The sequence below is a fragment of the Ideonella paludis genome, from assembly GCF_018069865.1.
Taxonomy (GTDB): Bacteria; Pseudomonadota; Gammaproteobacteria; order Burkholderiales; family Burkholderiaceae_C; genus Ideonella; species Ideonella paludis.
Map to the genome: position 1 here is coordinate 437,987 of NZ_JAGQDG010000001.1, position 15,517 is coordinate 453,503.

The 15,517-nt window shown below is 65.7% G+C and carries 12 protein-coding genes and 1 pseudogene; 9 read left to right on the forward strand and 4 right to left on the reverse strand.

All coding sequences use genetic code 11. From position 1 onward, the window contains the following. Positions 1-14 precede the first annotated feature (14 nt). The 4 genes and pseudogenes from KAK11_RS01920 to KAK11_RS01935 all read left to right on the forward strand — a co-directional run. Positions 15-146, forward strand: a pseudogene (locus tag KAK11_RS01920) (exodeoxyribonuclease III); the annotation flags it as partial. Positions 147-367: 221 nt separating this feature from the next. Next, positions 368-1,015 carry a hypothetical protein gene (locus KAK11_RS01925; protein WP_210805590.1) on the forward strand — a complete coding sequence of 216 codons (648 nt, stop codon included), beginning with the start codon at positions 368-370 and terminating at the stop codon, positions 1,013-1,015. A 44-nt stretch (positions 1,016-1,059) separates the two neighbouring features. Next, positions 1,060-1,698: an MBL fold metallo-hydrolase gene (locus tag KAK11_RS01930; protein WP_210805592.1), complete on the forward strand. Its 639-nt coding sequence runs from the start codon at positions 1,060-1,062 to the stop codon at positions 1,696-1,698. A 410-nt stretch (positions 1,699-2,108) separates the two neighbouring features. Continuing rightward, on the forward strand, positions 2,109-3,455 hold the full coding sequence (locus KAK11_RS01935) for an aminotransferase class I/II-fold pyridoxal phosphate-dependent enzyme (protein WP_210805594.1): 1,347 nt from the start codon (positions 2,109-2,111) through the stop codon (positions 3,453-3,455). On the opposite strand, the gene KAK11_RS01940 is transcribed toward KAK11_RS01935, so the two are convergent. Both KAK11_RS01940 and KAK11_RS01945 read right to left on the reverse strand, forming a co-directional pair. Then, the gene (locus KAK11_RS01940) at positions 3,427-4,305 is read right to left on the reverse strand and encodes a M48 family metallopeptidase (RefSeq protein ID WP_210806617.1); all 879 of its coding nucleotides are present in this window, start codon (positions 4,303-4,305) and stop codon (positions 3,427-3,429) included. The genes KAK11_RS01935 and KAK11_RS01940 overlap by 29 nt on opposite strands. Before the next feature lie 149 nt (positions 4,306-4,454). Beyond that, positions 4,455-6,047 carry an AmpG family muropeptide MFS transporter gene (locus KAK11_RS01945; protein WP_210805596.1) on the reverse strand — a complete coding sequence of 531 codons (1,593 nt, stop codon included), beginning with the start codon at positions 6,045-6,047 and terminating at the stop codon, positions 4,455-4,457. A gap of 205 nt (positions 6,048-6,252) precedes the next feature. Between KAK11_RS01945 and KAK11_RS01950 the strand changes: the two genes are divergently transcribed. Beyond that, positions 6,253-6,918, forward strand: coding sequence for a hypothetical protein (locus tag KAK11_RS01950; protein ID WP_210805598.1), 666 nt, complete (start codon positions 6,253-6,255; stop codon positions 6,916-6,918). A gap of 38 nt (positions 6,919-6,956) precedes the next feature. Here KAK11_RS01950 and KAK11_RS01955 read toward each other — a convergent pair whose 3' ends face one another. Beyond that, on the reverse strand, positions 6,957-7,145 hold the full coding sequence (locus KAK11_RS01955) for a hypothetical protein (protein ID WP_210805600.1): 189 nt from the start codon (positions 7,143-7,145) through the stop codon (positions 6,957-6,959). 122 nt (positions 7,146-7,267) lie between these two features. Here KAK11_RS01955 and KAK11_RS01960 point away from each other — a divergent pair, with 122 nt between their 5' ends. The 4 genes from KAK11_RS01960 to KAK11_RS01975 all read left to right on the forward strand — a co-directional run bounded on the left by KAK11_RS01960 (position 7,268) and on the right by KAK11_RS01975 (position 12,548). Next, positions 7,268-8,200, forward strand: coding sequence for a LysR family transcriptional regulator (locus tag KAK11_RS01960; RefSeq protein ID WP_210805602.1), 933 nt, complete (start codon positions 7,268-7,270; stop codon positions 8,198-8,200). 67 nt (positions 8,201-8,267) lie between these two features. Beyond that, positions 8,268-8,741, forward strand: coding sequence for a (2Fe-2S)-binding protein (locus KAK11_RS01965; RefSeq protein ID WP_210805604.1), 474 nt, complete (start codon positions 8,268-8,270; stop codon positions 8,739-8,741). After that, on the forward strand, positions 8,738-11,032 hold the full coding sequence (locus KAK11_RS01970; protein ID WP_210805607.1) for a xanthine dehydrogenase family protein molybdopterin-binding subunit: 2,295 nt from the start codon (positions 8,738-8,740) through the stop codon (positions 11,030-11,032). The genes KAK11_RS01965 and KAK11_RS01970 overlap by 4 nt, the downstream gene beginning before the upstream one ends. Before the next feature lie 61 nt (positions 11,033-11,093). After that, complete coding sequence (locus KAK11_RS01975; RefSeq protein ID WP_210805609.1) at positions 11,094-12,548, forward strand: Gfo/Idh/MocA family protein; 1,455 nt, start codon at positions 11,094-11,096, stop codon at positions 12,546-12,548. Here the strand turns inward: KAK11_RS01975 and KAK11_RS01980 are convergent. Next, on the reverse strand, positions 12,541-15,429 hold the full coding sequence (locus tag KAK11_RS01980) for a PAS domain-containing hybrid sensor histidine kinase/response regulator (protein ID WP_210805611.1): 2,889 nt from the start codon (positions 15,427-15,429) through the stop codon (positions 12,541-12,543). The two genes, KAK11_RS01975 and KAK11_RS01980, sit on opposite strands and share 8 nt — an antisense overlap. Positions 15,430-15,517 lie beyond the last annotated feature (88 nt).

The window sequence follows — 15,517 nt, forward strand, 5'->3', positions numbered from 1 at the left end:
CGCAATGAATGTGGGTTTTTTGGGACTCCTTGTACCACGTCGCCACTCCCAGCCTAGCCACCACCGCCCACGCCGCCGCCATCTACAAAACGCAGAAGTTCAGTGACCACGCCCCCTTGTCGGTGGACTACGACTTCAGCCTGTGAAGCAGCACGTAGTGCAGATACATTGCTCTGCGCTTCAGGGCTTTCCTAGGGGTTGCGATACATCCGCACACACCACCGACATCCTGTGACTTTAAGGTCGTCGTTTCCATGACGACTTCACGTTCTGAGGGCTGCTGAGGGCGTATGGGCGCTGCTACATTGCCCTGGAGCGCCCCGACGAGAGGGCGTGTTTTTTTGCCACCCACTCGTTGAGGTTCTTCATGCAGTTCCTGTCTCGTTTTTGCGCCTTGGCCCTGACCGCGCTGTCCGTCGGCACGACTCAAGCGGCCGAACCCTATGCCGCCATTGGCGCCCCCGGCGTGATGCTGGGCATTGCCCAGCCCGTCTCTGACACCGTCACCGTGCGCCTGGACTTGGCCACCATCGGCACCCGCGACAAATCGGGCGTGGAGCAGGGCATCAATTACAAGGGCCAGTACAAATCGAACCGCACCGGTTTGTTCGCAGACTGGTTTGTGGCCGGAGGCTTCCGCCTGACGGGTGGCGTGACGGTCAACGACACCAAGTTCGACCTCACTGCGTTTGGCGATGGCACCCCGATCAAGATCGGTAACACCAGCTACGCCACCACCACCGCAGACCGTTTTGTGGCCAACATCAAATTCCCCTCCACCACGCCCTACATCGGCATTGGCTGGGGCCACAAGATGGGCAACAGCGGTTGGGGCTTTGTGGCCGACCTCGGCGCCTCCATCGGCAAGGCCACGGTGGCCACGCGCGTCGAAGGCCCCCTGCTGAGCCAAGTCAGCCAGGCCGACCTTGACCGCGAAACGCAAGAGTTGCGCGACGGCGTCGGCAAGGTCCGAGCGCTGCCGCAGTTGTCGGTCGGGGTAAGCTACCAGTTCTGACCCTCACCCAGCCTCTGCATTTGGGCAGAGGCTTCTCATGGCAAATGCTGCGCTACCTCACCCTCCCCGTCACCGCCTTTCAACAAAACTGCTCGCTGATCTGGTGCGACCAGACCATGGAGGGCGCCCTCATTGACCCGGGCGGTGAGGGCGAGGGCCTGAAGGCTGAAGCCCAGCGCTTGGGCGTCAAGCTCACCGCGCTGTGGCTGACCCACGCGCACATCGACCATGCCGGCGCCACCGGCACCTTGGCGCGCGAGTTGGGCCTGCCCATCATCGGCCCGCACCCGGGCGATCAGTTCTGGATCGATGGCCTGCCGCAGCAAAGCAAGATGTTCGGCTTTCCCGAGGCCGAGACCTTCACGCCCACGCGCTGGCTGGCCGACGGCGACAGCGTGAGCTTGGGCCACGCCACCGTGGCCGTGCGGCATTGCCCTGGGCACACCCCCGGGCATGTAGTCTTCCATGCCGCCGAGATCTCGCGCTGCTTTGTGGGCGATGTGCTGTTCGCGGGCTCGATTGGCCGCACCGACTTTCCCGGTGGCGACCACGACACGCTGATCAACAGCATCACCCAGCGGCTGTGGCCCATGGGCGACGACACCATCTTCATCCCTGGCCACGGCCCAGAAAGCAGCTTTGGGCGCGAACGGCGCAGCAACCCCTATGTGGGCAACACCTGAGGCTAGGGTCTGCTGACATACAAATCCTGCCCGCGCAGGAGTGTCCAAGGGCGCTGGAGTAGGCGCGATCCGCAGCCCGGGCTGGTGCCCGGGCAAGGTGAGCAACGCCCGCCAGCACCCTTGGACGTCCTGCCCTCAGGGTGAGTCCTACAGGCCACGCCATTCGTTGTTGCGCCGCTTGCCCGCACAGAGGTGCGGGCGGCGCAGCGCGCCTAGACTGGCATGGCCTGTAGGGCTCACGCGGGTAGGATTTGTATGTCAACAGACCCTAGCAGCCCCACCTGCGTCATTTGACAGCTTGTGCGGGGCGAGCCCCCTTGGCGACACTGGTGTGCCGCCGCTTTGGCTGACGTCCTTGACGCGCAGCCTCTGCGGGCGGTTCACACCACAAGACGCTGGGAGAGCCCGCCATGCCTTTAGATGAACCTGCAGCCCTTGCAGAAGGATCGTCACGCCTGCCGACGCTGGAGTTTGCGCTGACAGGCAGCACCGCTGACTACTTGATTCACGCCTCGCCCGACCTGCTCAGCAAAGCACGTGCTTTTGAGCACTGGGAGTCGACCCGCTTGGCGCATGGCTTGCTGCCCTTTGCCCGCAGCTTGCAGACGCCGCCCGCGGCCCACACCACGCTGCGCGAGCAGGACGGCCGTGATGTGCGGGGCCTCAATTTCTCGTCACAAGACTATCTGGCGCTGTCCTCCCACCCGGCTGTGGTGGCTGCTGCCCAAGAGGCCATGGCGCGGTTTGGCGTGCACAGCGCGGGCTCCAGCGTGCTGGCGGGCAATGTGGGCGACGGTGTCGCGCTTGAGCAAGCCCTGGCCGACTTTCTGGGCCTGCCGCACGTGCTGCTGTTTCCCACCGGCTGGGCCGCAGGCTTTGGGGTCATCAAGGGCTTGGTGCGGCCTGACGACCATGTGGTGATGGATGTGCTGGCCCACAACTGCCTGCAGACAGGTGCTCGCGCCGCGACACGCCATGTGCACCTGCACCGCCACTTGGACGTCGACCACGCGAGGCGGCTGTTGACCCGCATTCGCCGCAACGACCCCCACAACGGCATCATGCTGATCACGGAAGGCTGTTTTTCTATGGATGCCGACAGCCCCGACCTCGCGGCCCTGCAGGCCCTGGCCCAGGAGTTCCAGGCCCTGTTGGTGGTGGATGTGGCGCATGACTTGGGTGCCATGGGCCCGAACGGCCAAGGCCAAATCGGTCTGCAGGGCCTGCACGGTCAGATCGATGTGGTGATTGGCGCCTTCTCCAAATCCTTTGCGTCCAACGGTGGATTTGTGGCCGGGCGCAGCCGGGCACTCAAAGAATATCTGCGTTACTTTGCAGCCACAGCCACCTTCAGCAATGCGCTCTCACCGCTGCAGATTGCGGTCATCCACCAAAGCCTGAAGATCGTGCGCAGCGTCGAGGGGGAATGGCGGCGCGAGCAACTGATGCAGGCCGTCCAAGCCCTGCGCCAGGCCCTCACCCAAGAGGGTTTGACGGTGTGGGGCCAGGCCTCGCCCATCGTGCCGGTGCTGCTGGGTGACGAGCGACGAGCCCGATTGGCGGTGCGCGAGATGGGCCAACGCCACTTGCTGGCCAATTTGGTGGAGTTTCCGGCGGTGCCGCGGCACCGCGCCCGGCTGCGCATGCAGGTGATGAGCAGCCACACCGCTGAGGACGCCCAGCAGGCAGCGGCCACGGTGGCGGCCGCCTTGGCCGCGTCAGCGCAGCTTATGCCGCAGGCGGCCCAAACACCTTAGGCGGCTTGGGTGCGCGCGCATAGAGCGGGTCGACCTTGGGCAGCACGCGCTGGATGTCTTCAATGCGGCTGTCGCCCGACGGGTGGGTGGACATGAACTCCGGCGGCGCCCCCTCGCTGGCCTTCATCATCTTCTGCCACAGCGTGACGCCTGAGGCCGGGTTGTAGCCCGCACGCGCGGCCAACTCCAGGCCCACCAGGTCGGCCTCGCTTTCATCTTCACGGCTGAAGCGCAGGGTCAGCAGTTGAGCCCCCATGTCGGCCAGGGTGCGGCCAGTGCCCTTGAGGCCAAAGAGGGCCGCACCAATCTCCAAGCCGATGCCGGTGGCCGCCGTCTTGCCCATGCGTTCACGGGCATGCTCACGCAGGGCGTGGGCCATCTCGTGGCCCATGATCATCGCCACCTCGTCATCCGTGAGTTGCAGGCGCTGCAAGATGCCGTAATAGAACGCGATCTTGCCGCCCGGCATGCAAAACGCATTGAGCTGGCTGGAGCCAATCAGATTGACTTCCCACTTCCATTGGGTGGCGCGGTCGTTCCACGGCGGCGCGAAGGGAATGATGCGATCGGCAATCGCGCGCAAGCGTTGCACCTGGGGGTGGTCTGCCGGTGCCAAAGCGCGCTTGGATGAGGCCTCACGCTGCAGTTGCAGATATTGCTGTTGCGCCGCGCGCTCCACTTGCTCGGCCGGGACCAGCTTGGCCATGCGTGAGGTGCGCCCCACCTCGCCGCGCACACCTTCTTCGTCTTGCGCCAGCACTGCACCGGGCAGCAAGCTGCCCGCAGCCAACCAGCCAGCCACGCGGCGGCGCGCATGCAAGGGGCAGCCACAGTGCCGCGCCCGGACCATGGCCGGCAGACCCACCTCGGCCGTGGTGCAAAACAGTGGGTCCTGCGGGGCAGGTGATGCTGATGCAGACAAAGGCATGTCAGGCTCCAAATTCAAAACTCATTCAAGCCGCCAAGGCTGAAGCATTGTGCAAGGCCAATAGCCGGGCGTCAGTCGTCGGTGGCGCCCAGCGTGTCAGGGTCCACTTCCAAAGCCCTCACACTGTCGCGCATGACCCACAACATCAGCAACGCAGGCAGCGCGGCCAGCGTCGACACCACAAAGAAAGAGGGCCAGCCGATGGACTCGGCCAAGACGCCGGCCAGTGGCCCCACCCAGACCCGGCCGACCGACGCAAAAGCACTGAGCAGCGCAAACTGCGTGGCGGTGAACCGTTGGCTGGTCAAGCTCATCAAGAAAGCCAGAAAGGCCGCCGTTCCCATGCCGCCCGAGAGGTTCTCGAAGGCAATCACCATCAGCAAACCGCCATCGACCGGCGTCGGGTGGGCCAGCTTGACAAAGCCCCAGTCAAAGGCGGGCAGCAGCAAACCGGGCAAGGCATTCTGGCCATTCACCGCCAGCCACCAAAAGCCCAAATTGCTGGCGGCCTGCAACACGCCAAACAGCATCAAGGCCCGCCACAGGCCTAAACGCAACATCAAGGCCCCGCCCAGCAAGGCGCCCAAGATGGTCAGCCACAGGCCGATCACTTTGTTGACCACACCGACCTCGGCCGACGCATAGGCCATGCCCTTGAGCAGAAACGGCGTCAGCAGCGAGCCCGCAAACGCATCGCCCAGCTTGTAGAGCACGATGAACGCCAAAAACGCCACCGCGCCCGGCTGACTGAAGTAATGGCCCAGGCCGGACACCAGGGTCTCGAAGCGAGCGCGCCGCGCCGCCCAGGCGGCCAGCGGCAGGGTGAAGCCCAAGCCCAATAGCAGGGCCACCAGGTCCATCCAGCGCTGCTGAAGCGTGGTGCTCATGGTGCTGCCATGCCAGAGCGGCGCCATCAGTTCACGAACGGCCGGCCCGATGGCCCAGTTGGTGGCCGCATAGCCAGCCACGGCAGCCAACAGCACAGCGACAAAGCCCCGCAGGTCATGGCCCGCCACCGACTGCGGCACCTGAGGTTTGGGCACCTTGGGCAGCAAGGTCGCGCTGATGACGGCTGCCGCCACCATCAAGGCAGCCATCAAGCGATAAACCTCAGGCCAGGTCCAGCCGCCGCCTTGGGCCGGGTCGGTCCAGATCATGGCCACGCCGCCGGAGAGGATCATCGCCATGCGATAGCCCATCACATTCAGCGACGAACCCAAGCCCCGCTCCCGAGCCGGCAGCACCTCCGTGCGATAGGCGTCATAGGCCACGTCTTGCGACGCGGACAAAAAGGCAATCGCCACCGCAATCAAGGCAAACCACTGCAGATTGCCCTTGGGCGAGGTCGCGGCCAGCAGCATCAAGGCCCCGGCCAGCAGGAGCTGGGTCAGCACCAGCCAGCCGCGCCGCCGGCCCAACCAGGGCAGGTCGAAGCGGTCCATCAGCGGCGCCCACAGGAACTTGAAGGTGTAGGGCAGGCCGACCAGGCTGAGGAAACCAATGGTGGCCACATCCAGGCCTTCCAGGCTCAGCCAGGCCTGCAGGGCTTGGCCCGTCAGAGCCAACGGCAAGCCTGAGGCAAAGCCCAGCAGCGTGATCAGCACAAAGCGATGCAGCGAGGCCCAGCCAAAGCGCGCGCCGTCCGGCGAAGATGAAGAAGACATGAGGGGATTCTAGGGACGCCTGGCCGCTGGGCTTGCGGGCATCAGAACGTGAACAAATACCAGAGCCTGTGCAGAATGCCAAACGCGCAGCCGTATTCCCTGCTGCGGCTTCCGTGACGAGCGCACTGGAAAGTCAGACAATGCGTGACAAATCGTCGCCAGGGCGGAAGCCCTCGGACTGAATTCAAGGAGGCAGAGCGCGTTGATGGTCGATCTTCCCGGCTGGGCATGGCAAGTAGCCCTCTTCGCAGGTGGAGGTCTGGCCCTTGGCGTGGTGCTGGGCGCCGTGTTGCGGCGCAAGCCCAGCGCGCCTGCGGCGCCGGCGCGGCCCCGTAGCGCCCCCGCCGACCGCAGCACGCCAGCACCGGCTCCCGCGACGGTGGACATCCCCCTGGATGATGTGGCCAGCCCGGCTCCGGCCATCACCGGCACGCCGCAGCAACGACTGTTGGAGCGCTTGCGCGAGCAGAATTTGCAACTGGCTGCGCAAGCCAAGTCAGCGGCCGACCATCATGCGCGGCAGATGAGCGAGCGCCAACAGGAGCAGCAGGCTGAAAGCCTGCGCCGAGATCGCCAAGTCGAGGAGCTGCGTCAGAACCACTCGGCGGAGTTCTCGCACCTGCTCGAAGTCATGTTTGAGCAGGTTGATCGGATCCAAGTGGCCCACAGCAACCAAGCCCAAGCCCTGAGCCAAGAGCTAGAGCGCATGCGTCAATTGGCCCAAGCCGTCGATCAGGGCGGCTTGGCGGATGACGATACAGGCCCGGACGGCCGCTCAGGCCAAGAACGCTTGGTGATGGCTGCGCGGGACGTGCGTCAAGCCGAGTTTGCGGCCGCGCGGGCCATGGAATCTTTGCGCCAGCCGCGCTGACGGCCCGCACTGCGCCAGCCTAGGCGGCGGCCAGACGCTCAGCCCCGCAGCGTCACCCAGCGGCGCAATACCTGCAGCCAGGGTGCGACACCCATCACCTGCGCTTGCGCCTGAGCACCGCCTCGGGGCCGCAAGGACTCACGGCGCTCCAACAGCCGCAACGGCGGCTTGGCAGCTTCGCCGGGCAGAGGCTCCAGGGTATGCGGTGAGGAAGTGAAGCGCGCCATGATCTCAGGGCTTACCAGAATGTCTTGGGTCTGACGGACTGTATGAGGGCGCAGCCTTGCACTCAAGCTGAAATTTCGCAGACCAGTTTTGCAAATTTGCATAGAGCAGGCACACTGCCGCCATGAGCGCCTTGAACTGGAGTGACCTGCGTATTGCCCTGGCCATTGGCCACACGGGCTCCTTGGCCCAGGCGGCGCGCGAATTGAACGTCAACCACAGCACGGTGCTGCGTCGGCTGGACGCGCTGGAAGACCGCCTGGGTGCGCGCTTGTTCGAGCGCCTGCGCACAGGCTATGAACCCACCGAGGCTGGCCACCTGCTGCTGGAGCAAGCCCGCCGCATGGCCGACCAAGCCGACGAGATTGAGCGCCGCGTCATGGGCCGCGACCGCGAGTTGACTGGCCTGCTGCGGGTCACCACCGCGTTTGTGGTGATGGAGCATCTGCTGCCCAAGCCTCTGGCCAGCTTTGCCCGCACCTACCCCGGCATTGAGGTTGAGGTGATGGAAAACGCGTTCCTGGTGGATTTGGCCCGCCGCCGCGCTGAAGTGGCCCAAGGCCTGCTGCAGCGGGAGGCTGATGTGGCGCTGCGCTTGTCTGCCCATGTGGCCGAGCATTTGGTGGGACGCCGCTTGGGGCCGGCCCCCTGCCAGGTGTTTGCCCTGAGGGGAGCGCCAGACTTGCCCCAAAGCATCACGCCTTTGAGCCAACTGGTGCGTGAGGCGCCTTGGGTGGCCTTTGAGCGCGACGCCCATGCGCGCGTGTACGACCGCTGGATGCGCCAGCATTTGCAGGCCGCCCAGGTGCGGGTGCGGGTGGACATCTTCAATGCCGTGGCCGCGATGCTGCACACCGGCATTGGCGTGGGCCTGCTGCCCAGCTTCATGCAGGCTCGCCACCCAGAGCTGATCCCCGTCTCCGAGCCCATCCCCGAGTTGGAGACGCCGGTCTGGATGCTGACCCACCCCGACCTGCGTGACACCGCCCGCGTGCGTGCTTTTTTACAGCATGTCGGTGACGGGATTGCGTCCATATTGCACGCCGCTCGGACATAGTCAGCCCTCTCCAGATCAAGCCGCTGGCTTCTGCCACACTGCGCCCAAGGAATTCTTGCGAGGCCCCATGGACCTGATGATCAACGGCCAGCGCCGAGCGCTGGACCCCAAGCGTGTGCCCGACGATATGCCCCTGCTGTGGGTGCTGCGCGATGAGCTGGGCCTGACCGGCACCAAGTTTGGCTGCGGTGTCGCCGCCTGCGGGGCCTGCACCGTGCAGGTCGACGGCCAGCCTATGCGCGCCTGCGTCACCCCCGTCAGCAGCGCCCAAGGCAAGGCCGTGCGCACCATTGAAGCGCTGGGCACGGACGACAAACCGCATGCCCTGCAGCAGGCCTGGATCGAGCACCAAGTACCGCAATGCGGCTACTGCCAGAGCGGCATGCTGATGGCCGCCGAAGCCTTGCTGCGCGCCAAGCCCAACCCCACGGACGCCGACATCGACGCGGCCATCACCAACCTCTGCCGCTGCGGCACCTACCCGCGCGTGCGCGCCGCCATCCACTCGGCCGCCAAGGCGCTGCGCGGGGGCAAAGCATGAAGCTCACCCGCCGTACCTTGCTGTGGAGCGGCCTGGGCGCCGCTGGCGCCTTGGTGGTGGGCTGGAGCGGCATGCCGCCCCGCAGCCGCCTGGGCAAGCCCGACACTCTGCCACCCGCCGAGGGCGAGGTCGGCCTGAACGGCTGGCTGAAGATCGACGCCCAAGGCCATGCCTTGCTGGCCATGCCCTATGCCGAGATGGGCCAGGGCGTGCACAGCACCTTGGCCTTGCTGGTGGCCGAAGAGCTGAACCTGCGGCCCGACCAGGTCCGGCTGATCCCGGCCACGCATGATGCGCTGTATGGCAATGTGGCCGTGTTGGCCGCCAGCCTGCCCTTCCATCCCCGAGACACCGAGCCCGGCCACGAAACCACCTCGGCCCGCCTGGGCCAATGGATGATCCGCAAGATTGGCCGTGAGCTGGGCCTGGTGATGACCGGCGGCTCAGCCACCATGGCCGACACCTGGGAGGTGCTGCGCCTGGCCGCGGCCACCGCTCGCGCCCAACTGCTGGGCGCCGCCTCTTTGCGCTGGAAGCTGCCGGTGTCTGAGTTCAATGTGGTGCAAGGGGTGATCACCCACCCAGCCGGGGGCCACCACGCGCATTACGGCGAGTTCGCCGCCGCGGCGGCCACCACGCCACCGGGCGAAGTGCGCTTCAAAAAGCGCGAGCAATGGGCGCTGCTGGGCAAGCCGCAAAAGCGCCTCGACATCCCCGCCCGCACCAATGGCCAGGCCCGCTATGGCATAGACACCCGGCTGCCCGGCATGGTGTTTGCCGTGGTGCGCCACGCGCCCATGTTGGGTGGCAGCGTGGCCCGCATGAACAGCAATGAGGTGCTCAAACGACCGGGGGTGGAGCGCGTGCTGCGCCTAGCCTCGGTGGCCGGCTCGACCGAAGCGGTGGCCGTGGTCGGCATCAGCACCTGGCATGCCAAGCAAGCCAGCTTGGCGCTGGACATTGACTGGGCGGCGCCGCTGAACGCGCGGCTGGACAGCCAAGCCATTCAACAGGCCCTTGAAGCGCAAGCCCAAGCGGCCGCCGACGGCGACGCGGGCTTCAGCTTCCACAAAGTGGGCGATGCCCCAGCCCAACTCGCCAGCGCGGCCAAGCGCCTGAATGCGGTTTACAAAGCGCCCTATCTGGCCCATGCCACGCTGGAGCCCATGAACTGCACGGCCCAAGTCACGCCTCAAGGCGTGCAGGTCTGGGCGCCCACCCAGGTGCCTGGCTTGGCGCGCGCTGTCGCCGCCCGCGTGGCTGACGTGCCCGAAGACAAGGTCACGGTACACATGACGCAGATCGGCGGGGGTTTTGGCCGCCGCCTTGAAGTGGACAGCGTGGCCCAGGCCGTGCGCGTGGCGCTGGAGACCGGCGGCCGCCCAGTGCAACTGGTGTGGCCACGCGAAGAAGACTTCACCCATGACTTCTACCGCCCGGCGGGCGTGGCCGTGCTGCAAGGCAGCCTGGACGCGCAGGGCCAGTTGCAAGCCCTGCGCATCGGCAGCGCGGGCGATGCCATCACCCCCCGCCACCTGGAGCGCAACGCGCCCTGGCTGGCTGGCCCGGTGGACACGCCCGACAAAACCACCGCCGAAGGCTTGTTTGACTTGCCCTATGCCATCCCGCACCAGCTCATGCGCCATGTCGCCACACGCAGCGGCGTGCCCGTGGGCTACTGGCGCTCGGTTGGCCATTCGCATAACGCATTCTTCAGTGAAAGCTTTATCGATGAGCTGGCGCGCCTGGCCGGTCAAGACCCCGTGGCCTTCCGACTCGGGCTCTTGAAAGACCGCCCGCGTCACGCCGCCGTGCTGCAGCTTGCCGCCAGCAAAGCGGGCTGGGGCCAAGCCCTGCCCAAGGGGCAGGCGCGGGGGGTGGCGCTGCATGAGAGCTTTGACTCCACGGTGGCCATGGTGATGGAGGTCTCGCTGCAGAACAAAGCGCTGAAGATCCACCGCGTGGTCTGCGCCGTGGACTGCGGCACGGCCGTCAACCCGGCCGTCATTGCCCAGCAGGTGGAGGGCAGTGTGGTGTTCGGCTTGAGCGCAGCGCTCTATGGGCGCATTGACATCGTCAACAACGAAGTGCGCCAGAAGAACTTCCCAGACTTCCCCCTGCTGAGCCTGCGCGAGTGCCCCCCCATCGAAACCCACATCGTGCCCAGCACCTTGCCGCCCACCGGCATGGGCGAGCCTGCAGTGCCGCCGGTGGCCCCGGCGCTGGCCAACGCGCTGTTTGCGCTGACCGGCCAGCGGCTGCGCGAGCTACCGCTGCAACTGCCGGGGTAAAGCCGGAGGCCCCAGCCCCGCTGAGAGCGGCAGAATCGCCGCTTTCTTTGCGGAGGCCCTGATGAGCCGACACGACCCCACCGCCCACCCGGCGGTGTCCACCACACCCGATGACACGCTGGCGATCCCAGCCCGTCGGCGTTTGTTAGCCGGCATAGGCGGCGCCAGCCTGGGGCTGTTGAGCGCCTGCGCCACCCCGATGGGGCCTGATCGCCTGCAGCGCCCCCCGAGCCAGCTCAGCGCCATGGGCCTGCGCACACCCAAGCTGAACACGGTTCGCTTTGGCGTGATTGGCCTGGGCCAACGCGGCGCTTTTTTGACCCGCACCTTGATGGAAATCGAGGGCGCCGAGGTCACGGCCATTTGCGACATCGACCCGCCCACCATCACCCGTGCGCTGGGCTATGCCGCCAAAGCCAAACGCGCCGCACCGGCCGTCCACACCGGCTCGCCCGAAGCCTGGAAGGCCTTGCTGGACCGCCAAGACGTGGATGCCGTGCTCATCGTCACGCCTTGGGAGCTGCACACGCCCATGGCCCTGGCCGCGATGCGGGCCGGCAAGCATGCGTTTGTCGAAATCCCCGCGGCCGTCAGCCTTGAAGAATGCTGGGCCCTGGTGAACACCGCCGAGGCCACTCAGCGCCACTGCATGATGCTCGAAAACGTCTGCTACGGCCGAGATGAGCTGATGCTGCTGAACATGGTGCGCCAAGGCCTGTTTGGCGAGCTGCTGCACGCCGAAGGCGCCTACATCCACGACCTGCGCTGGCAGATCAAAGAGATCGAGCGCAGCACCGGCTCTTGGCGCACGCTGTGGCACACCCAGCGTGACGGCAACATCTACCCCACCCATGGCCTGGGGCCGATTGCGCAGTACTTTGGCATCAACCGAGGCGACCGCTTCGACTACCTGAACGCCCAAAGCTCACCGGCCCGCGCGTTTGCCGCCTATTCCCAGCGCGAGTTCCCGGCAGACCATCCCCGCAACAAGCTCAAGTACATCAACGGTGATGTGCACACCAGCCTGATCAAGTGCGCCTCGGGCCGCACCATCATGCTGCAGCACGACACCGCCACACCGCGGCCCTACTCCCGGCTCAACACGGTGGTCGGCACCAATGGCAGCTTTGCAGGCTTCCCGAACCGCATTGCGCTGGAGCGCTTCGAGGGCAAAACCTTGATGCACAAGAATGGCAAGTACGAGGCCTTCCATGAGTGGGACACGAACATGGAGCCTTGGCAGAAGCGCTATGACCATCCCTTGTGGACGCGCCTGGAGGCCGAGGCGAAGCGTAACGGCGGCCACGGCGGCATGGACTATGTGATGCTGTGGCGCTTGGTGTGGTGCCTGCGCGAAGGCCTGGCCTTGGACCAAGACGTCTACGACGCCGCCGCTTGGTCGGCCGTGTTCCCGCTGTCTTGCGACTCGGTGGCACAGCGCGGCAATGCCCAGACCTTCCCCGACTTCACCCGCGGGCAGTGGCAACACACGCCCCCGCTGGCCATCGTCAGCTGATCACCACTCTGTCTTCGCGCGGTGGCGGGCCGCCACCGCCGCGATGGGCCAACAAGCGCACCAAGGTATGGCGCAGGCGCTGCGCATCAATGGGCTTGGTCAAGAAGTCGTTCATGCCAGCCGCCAGCGCCTGATTGCGCTCGGACACCAGCGCTGCAGCCGTCAAGGCAATGATGGGCAACTGCTCTTTCGAGAAGCGGCGACGCAGCAGCAAAGTGGCCTCATGGCCACCCATGCTGGGCATTTGCACATCCATCAACACAGCGTCAAAAGGCATGCCCTCATCAACAGCATGCTGCACCGCTTCGATCGCAGCCCGCCCGTCTACCGCCTGGGCCACCTGAACGCCCCATTCTTCGAGCATGGCCACTGAGATCATCATGTTGACGGGGTTGTCCTCCACCATCAACACGCGCGCGCCGTTGATCGGGTCCACCCCAAAGCCGCTGGTGCCGATGTCCAAGTCATCGGCCGAGCCTTGAGGCAGCGGCAGCTCGACCCAGAAGCAACTGCCTTGATCTGGCACGCTGCTGACGCCCACTTCGCCGCCCATCGCCCGCGCCAACTGACGGCAGATGGACAGCCCCAAGCCCGTGCCGCCGACCCGGCGGGTGGTGGAGTTGTCCGCCTGGGTGAAAGGGTTGAAGAGGCGCTCTTGGATGTCCGGCGAAATACCCGGACCGGTGTCAATCACTTCAAAGCGCAGGCGCTCGGCCGTCAGCGACACAGCGCGCAGCCGGATCTGGCCGTGCGAGGTGAACTTCAGCGCGTTGTTCAAGAAGTTGCTGAGGATCTGGCGCAGCCGCACCGGGTCGCCCTGGACCACGCCCGGCAGGTCCACCCCACATTCGCCGGTAAACACCAAGCCCTTGGTGTCTGCCAAAGCGCCGTAGGCTTGCTCAAGATTGCTCAGTAATTCATGCAGATCGAACACCCGGTGCTCAATGTGCATCTTGCCGGCTTCAATCTTGGAGAGGTCCAAGATGTCCGTCAGGATGCCCGACAGCGTCTCGGCGCTTTCGCTGATCTGCTCGATGTACTGCCGCCGCCGGGGTTCGTCCAGCTCGGGTGAGCGGGCCAAGCGCGCCAAGCCTAACAAAGCATTGAGGGGGGTACGGATCTCGTGGCTGGTGTTGGCCAAGAAGGCGCTCTTGGCGCGGTTGGCGCCCTCGGCATCGTCACGCGCCTTGGCCAGAGCCTGCTGGACGTGGCGCTGCTCGGTCACATCTTCCGCCAGCCACAGCGTGCCGCCTGCACCCGGCTGAAGCGGGTTGAGCGCCTTGCCGAACAAGTGGCAGAGAAAGCGGCTGCCATCACGGCGCTGAAACACACGCTCGACATCCACGCGCTCGCCGGCCCGCAGAGGCGGCGCCACCACCTGGCTCAAGGCCTCATAGTCTTCGATGGAGGGCGCCAACACGCTGGCATGCTCGCCCAACAACTCACCACCAGCCCAGCCCATCATCTCCTCAAAGCGTGGGTTAGCCAGAACGATGCGCTGATGGCGGGTCACAAAAATGCCGATCAACGCGGTTTGCAGCACCGCTTCGTGCAGCAGGCGTGCCTCTTCTGCCGCGCTGACATCGCGCGAGTAGATGACCAAATAGTCCCGGCCCTCCATCTTGAACCGGGCGGCGGACATCAGCATGGCCATGAAGCGTCCGTCCTTGGTGCGGAAGACCGCCGCCATGCCCTGCACACTCTGCTGGGTCTTCACGCGCTCGACCAAGGCCTCCCGGTCTTCGGGGCGGGCCCATAACTGCAGGTCCAGCGCCGTGCGGCCCAAAACCTCGTCTTCGGCATAGCCCGTCAGGCGGCAGAAGGTGGGGTTCACCATGGTGAAGCGGCCCGTCTGCAGGTCGGTCAAGGTGATGACATCGGGGGCAATCTCCACGAGCTGCGACAGCAAGGCGCTGGAGCGCTGCACCGCCATCTCCGCCTGTTGGCGCTGGGTGTCGTCGGTGTAGATGGAGAGCGCGGCCGGGCCCGTCGGCGTCTGAACTCTGGCGCTGGCCACCCGCACATGGAGCTCGCGGTCCGGCGCGGGCTTGAGGCGGTATTGCACCGTGGGCAAGCCCTGGCCCACCGGCAATTGCTCGAGGGTCGACTGCCGGGCGTGAACGCGCGCGGCCTCTTCAGGGGGATAGGCGTGCAGCAAAGGCCGGCGCTGCATCTCCGCCAAATCGGCATACCCGAACAGCGCCAGCGCAGCCGGGTTCGCCTCCAGCACCTTGCCGCTTTGGTGCAACACCACCGCACTGGGAATCCAGCGGAACAGGTCTTGATAACGCAGCTCTGTGGCATCCAGGGCTTGGCGGGCTTCGACCTCTGCCGAAGCATCTCGCAGCACGCCCCAAAAGCCCAGCACCTTGCCCGTGCCGTCGTCCCGCGGCTCGATGCCCAGCATCATGGTGCGAGGCTTGGTTTGACCGGGCAGGGTCAGCTGCAGGGGCAGCTCGCGCACCGGCTCGCGCGCTGCCAGCTTGGCTTGCAAGCTTGCGGCATCGTCCGCCGACATCTGCAGACCTGGCCACAGCCACAGCACGCAGGGCGCGTGCACGGGAGCGTCATGGAACTGGCCTCGACGGTCCCGCAAGGCGAGGCGGCGGACTTGGCCCTCGCGGTCCAACTCCAGATAAGCATCGGCGGCGATGCTGAGCAAACTGGTGAACCGCTTCTCGCGCTCTTGCGCCTGGCTGCGCTGCGTGTCCCACAGCCGATCCATCATCACGATGATCAGCGCCACCGCCATGGCCGCCACAGCCAACACAATGACCAGGCGCCACCACCACGCAGTGTCCGCAGGCACGCTCAGCACCAGCGCAGCGGCCGCTGTGGCCACCAAGGCCACGGCCACCTTGAGGTGCCAAGGTTCACTCAAGAGAGAGGGGGACTCGGAGGACGACACAAGCAGACCAAGACGAACGACCCCTCTGTTTTTGGGGGCATGGCGTTAGTGTCGTTCAGTG

Coding starts and splice junctions, on each gene's coding strand:
- KAK11_RS01950 (WP_210805598.1), top strand. CDS start 6,253: ATGGTCGATCTTCCCGGCTGGGCATGGCAAGTAGCCCTCTTCGCAGGT.
- KAK11_RS01955 (WP_210805600.1), bottom strand. CDS start 7,145: ATGGCGCGCTTCACTTCCTCACCGCATACCCTGGAGCCTCTGCCCGGC.
- KAK11_RS01940 (WP_210806617.1), bottom strand. CDS start 4,305: ATGGTCCGGGCGCGGCACTGTGGCTGCCCCTTGCATGCGCGCCGCCGC.
- KAK11_RS01925 (WP_210805590.1), top strand. CDS start 368: ATGCAGTTCCTGTCTCGTTTTTGCGCCTTGGCCCTGACCGCGCTGTCC.
- KAK11_RS01975 (WP_210805609.1), top strand. CDS start 11,094: ATGAGCCGACACGACCCCACCGCCCACCCGGCGGTGTCCACCACACCC.
- KAK11_RS01930 (WP_210805592.1), top strand. CDS start 1,060: ATGCTGCGCTACCTCACCCTCCCCGTCACCGCCTTTCAACAAAACTGC.
- KAK11_RS01945 (WP_210805596.1), bottom strand. CDS start 6,047: ATGTCTTCTTCATCTTCGCCGGACGGCGCGCGCTTTGGCTGGGCCTCG.
- KAK11_RS01960 (WP_210805602.1), top strand. CDS start 7,268: ATGAGCGCCTTGAACTGGAGTGACCTGCGTATTGCCCTGGCCATTGGC.
- KAK11_RS01965 (WP_210805604.1), top strand. CDS start 8,268: ATGGACCTGATGATCAACGGCCAGCGCCGAGCGCTGGACCCCAAGCGT.
- KAK11_RS01970 (WP_210805607.1), top strand. CDS start 8,738: ATGAAGCTCACCCGCCGTACCTTGCTGTGGAGCGGCCTGGGCGCCGCT.
- KAK11_RS01935 (WP_210805594.1), top strand. CDS start 2,109: ATGCCTTTAGATGAACCTGCAGCCCTTGCAGAAGGATCGTCACGCCTG.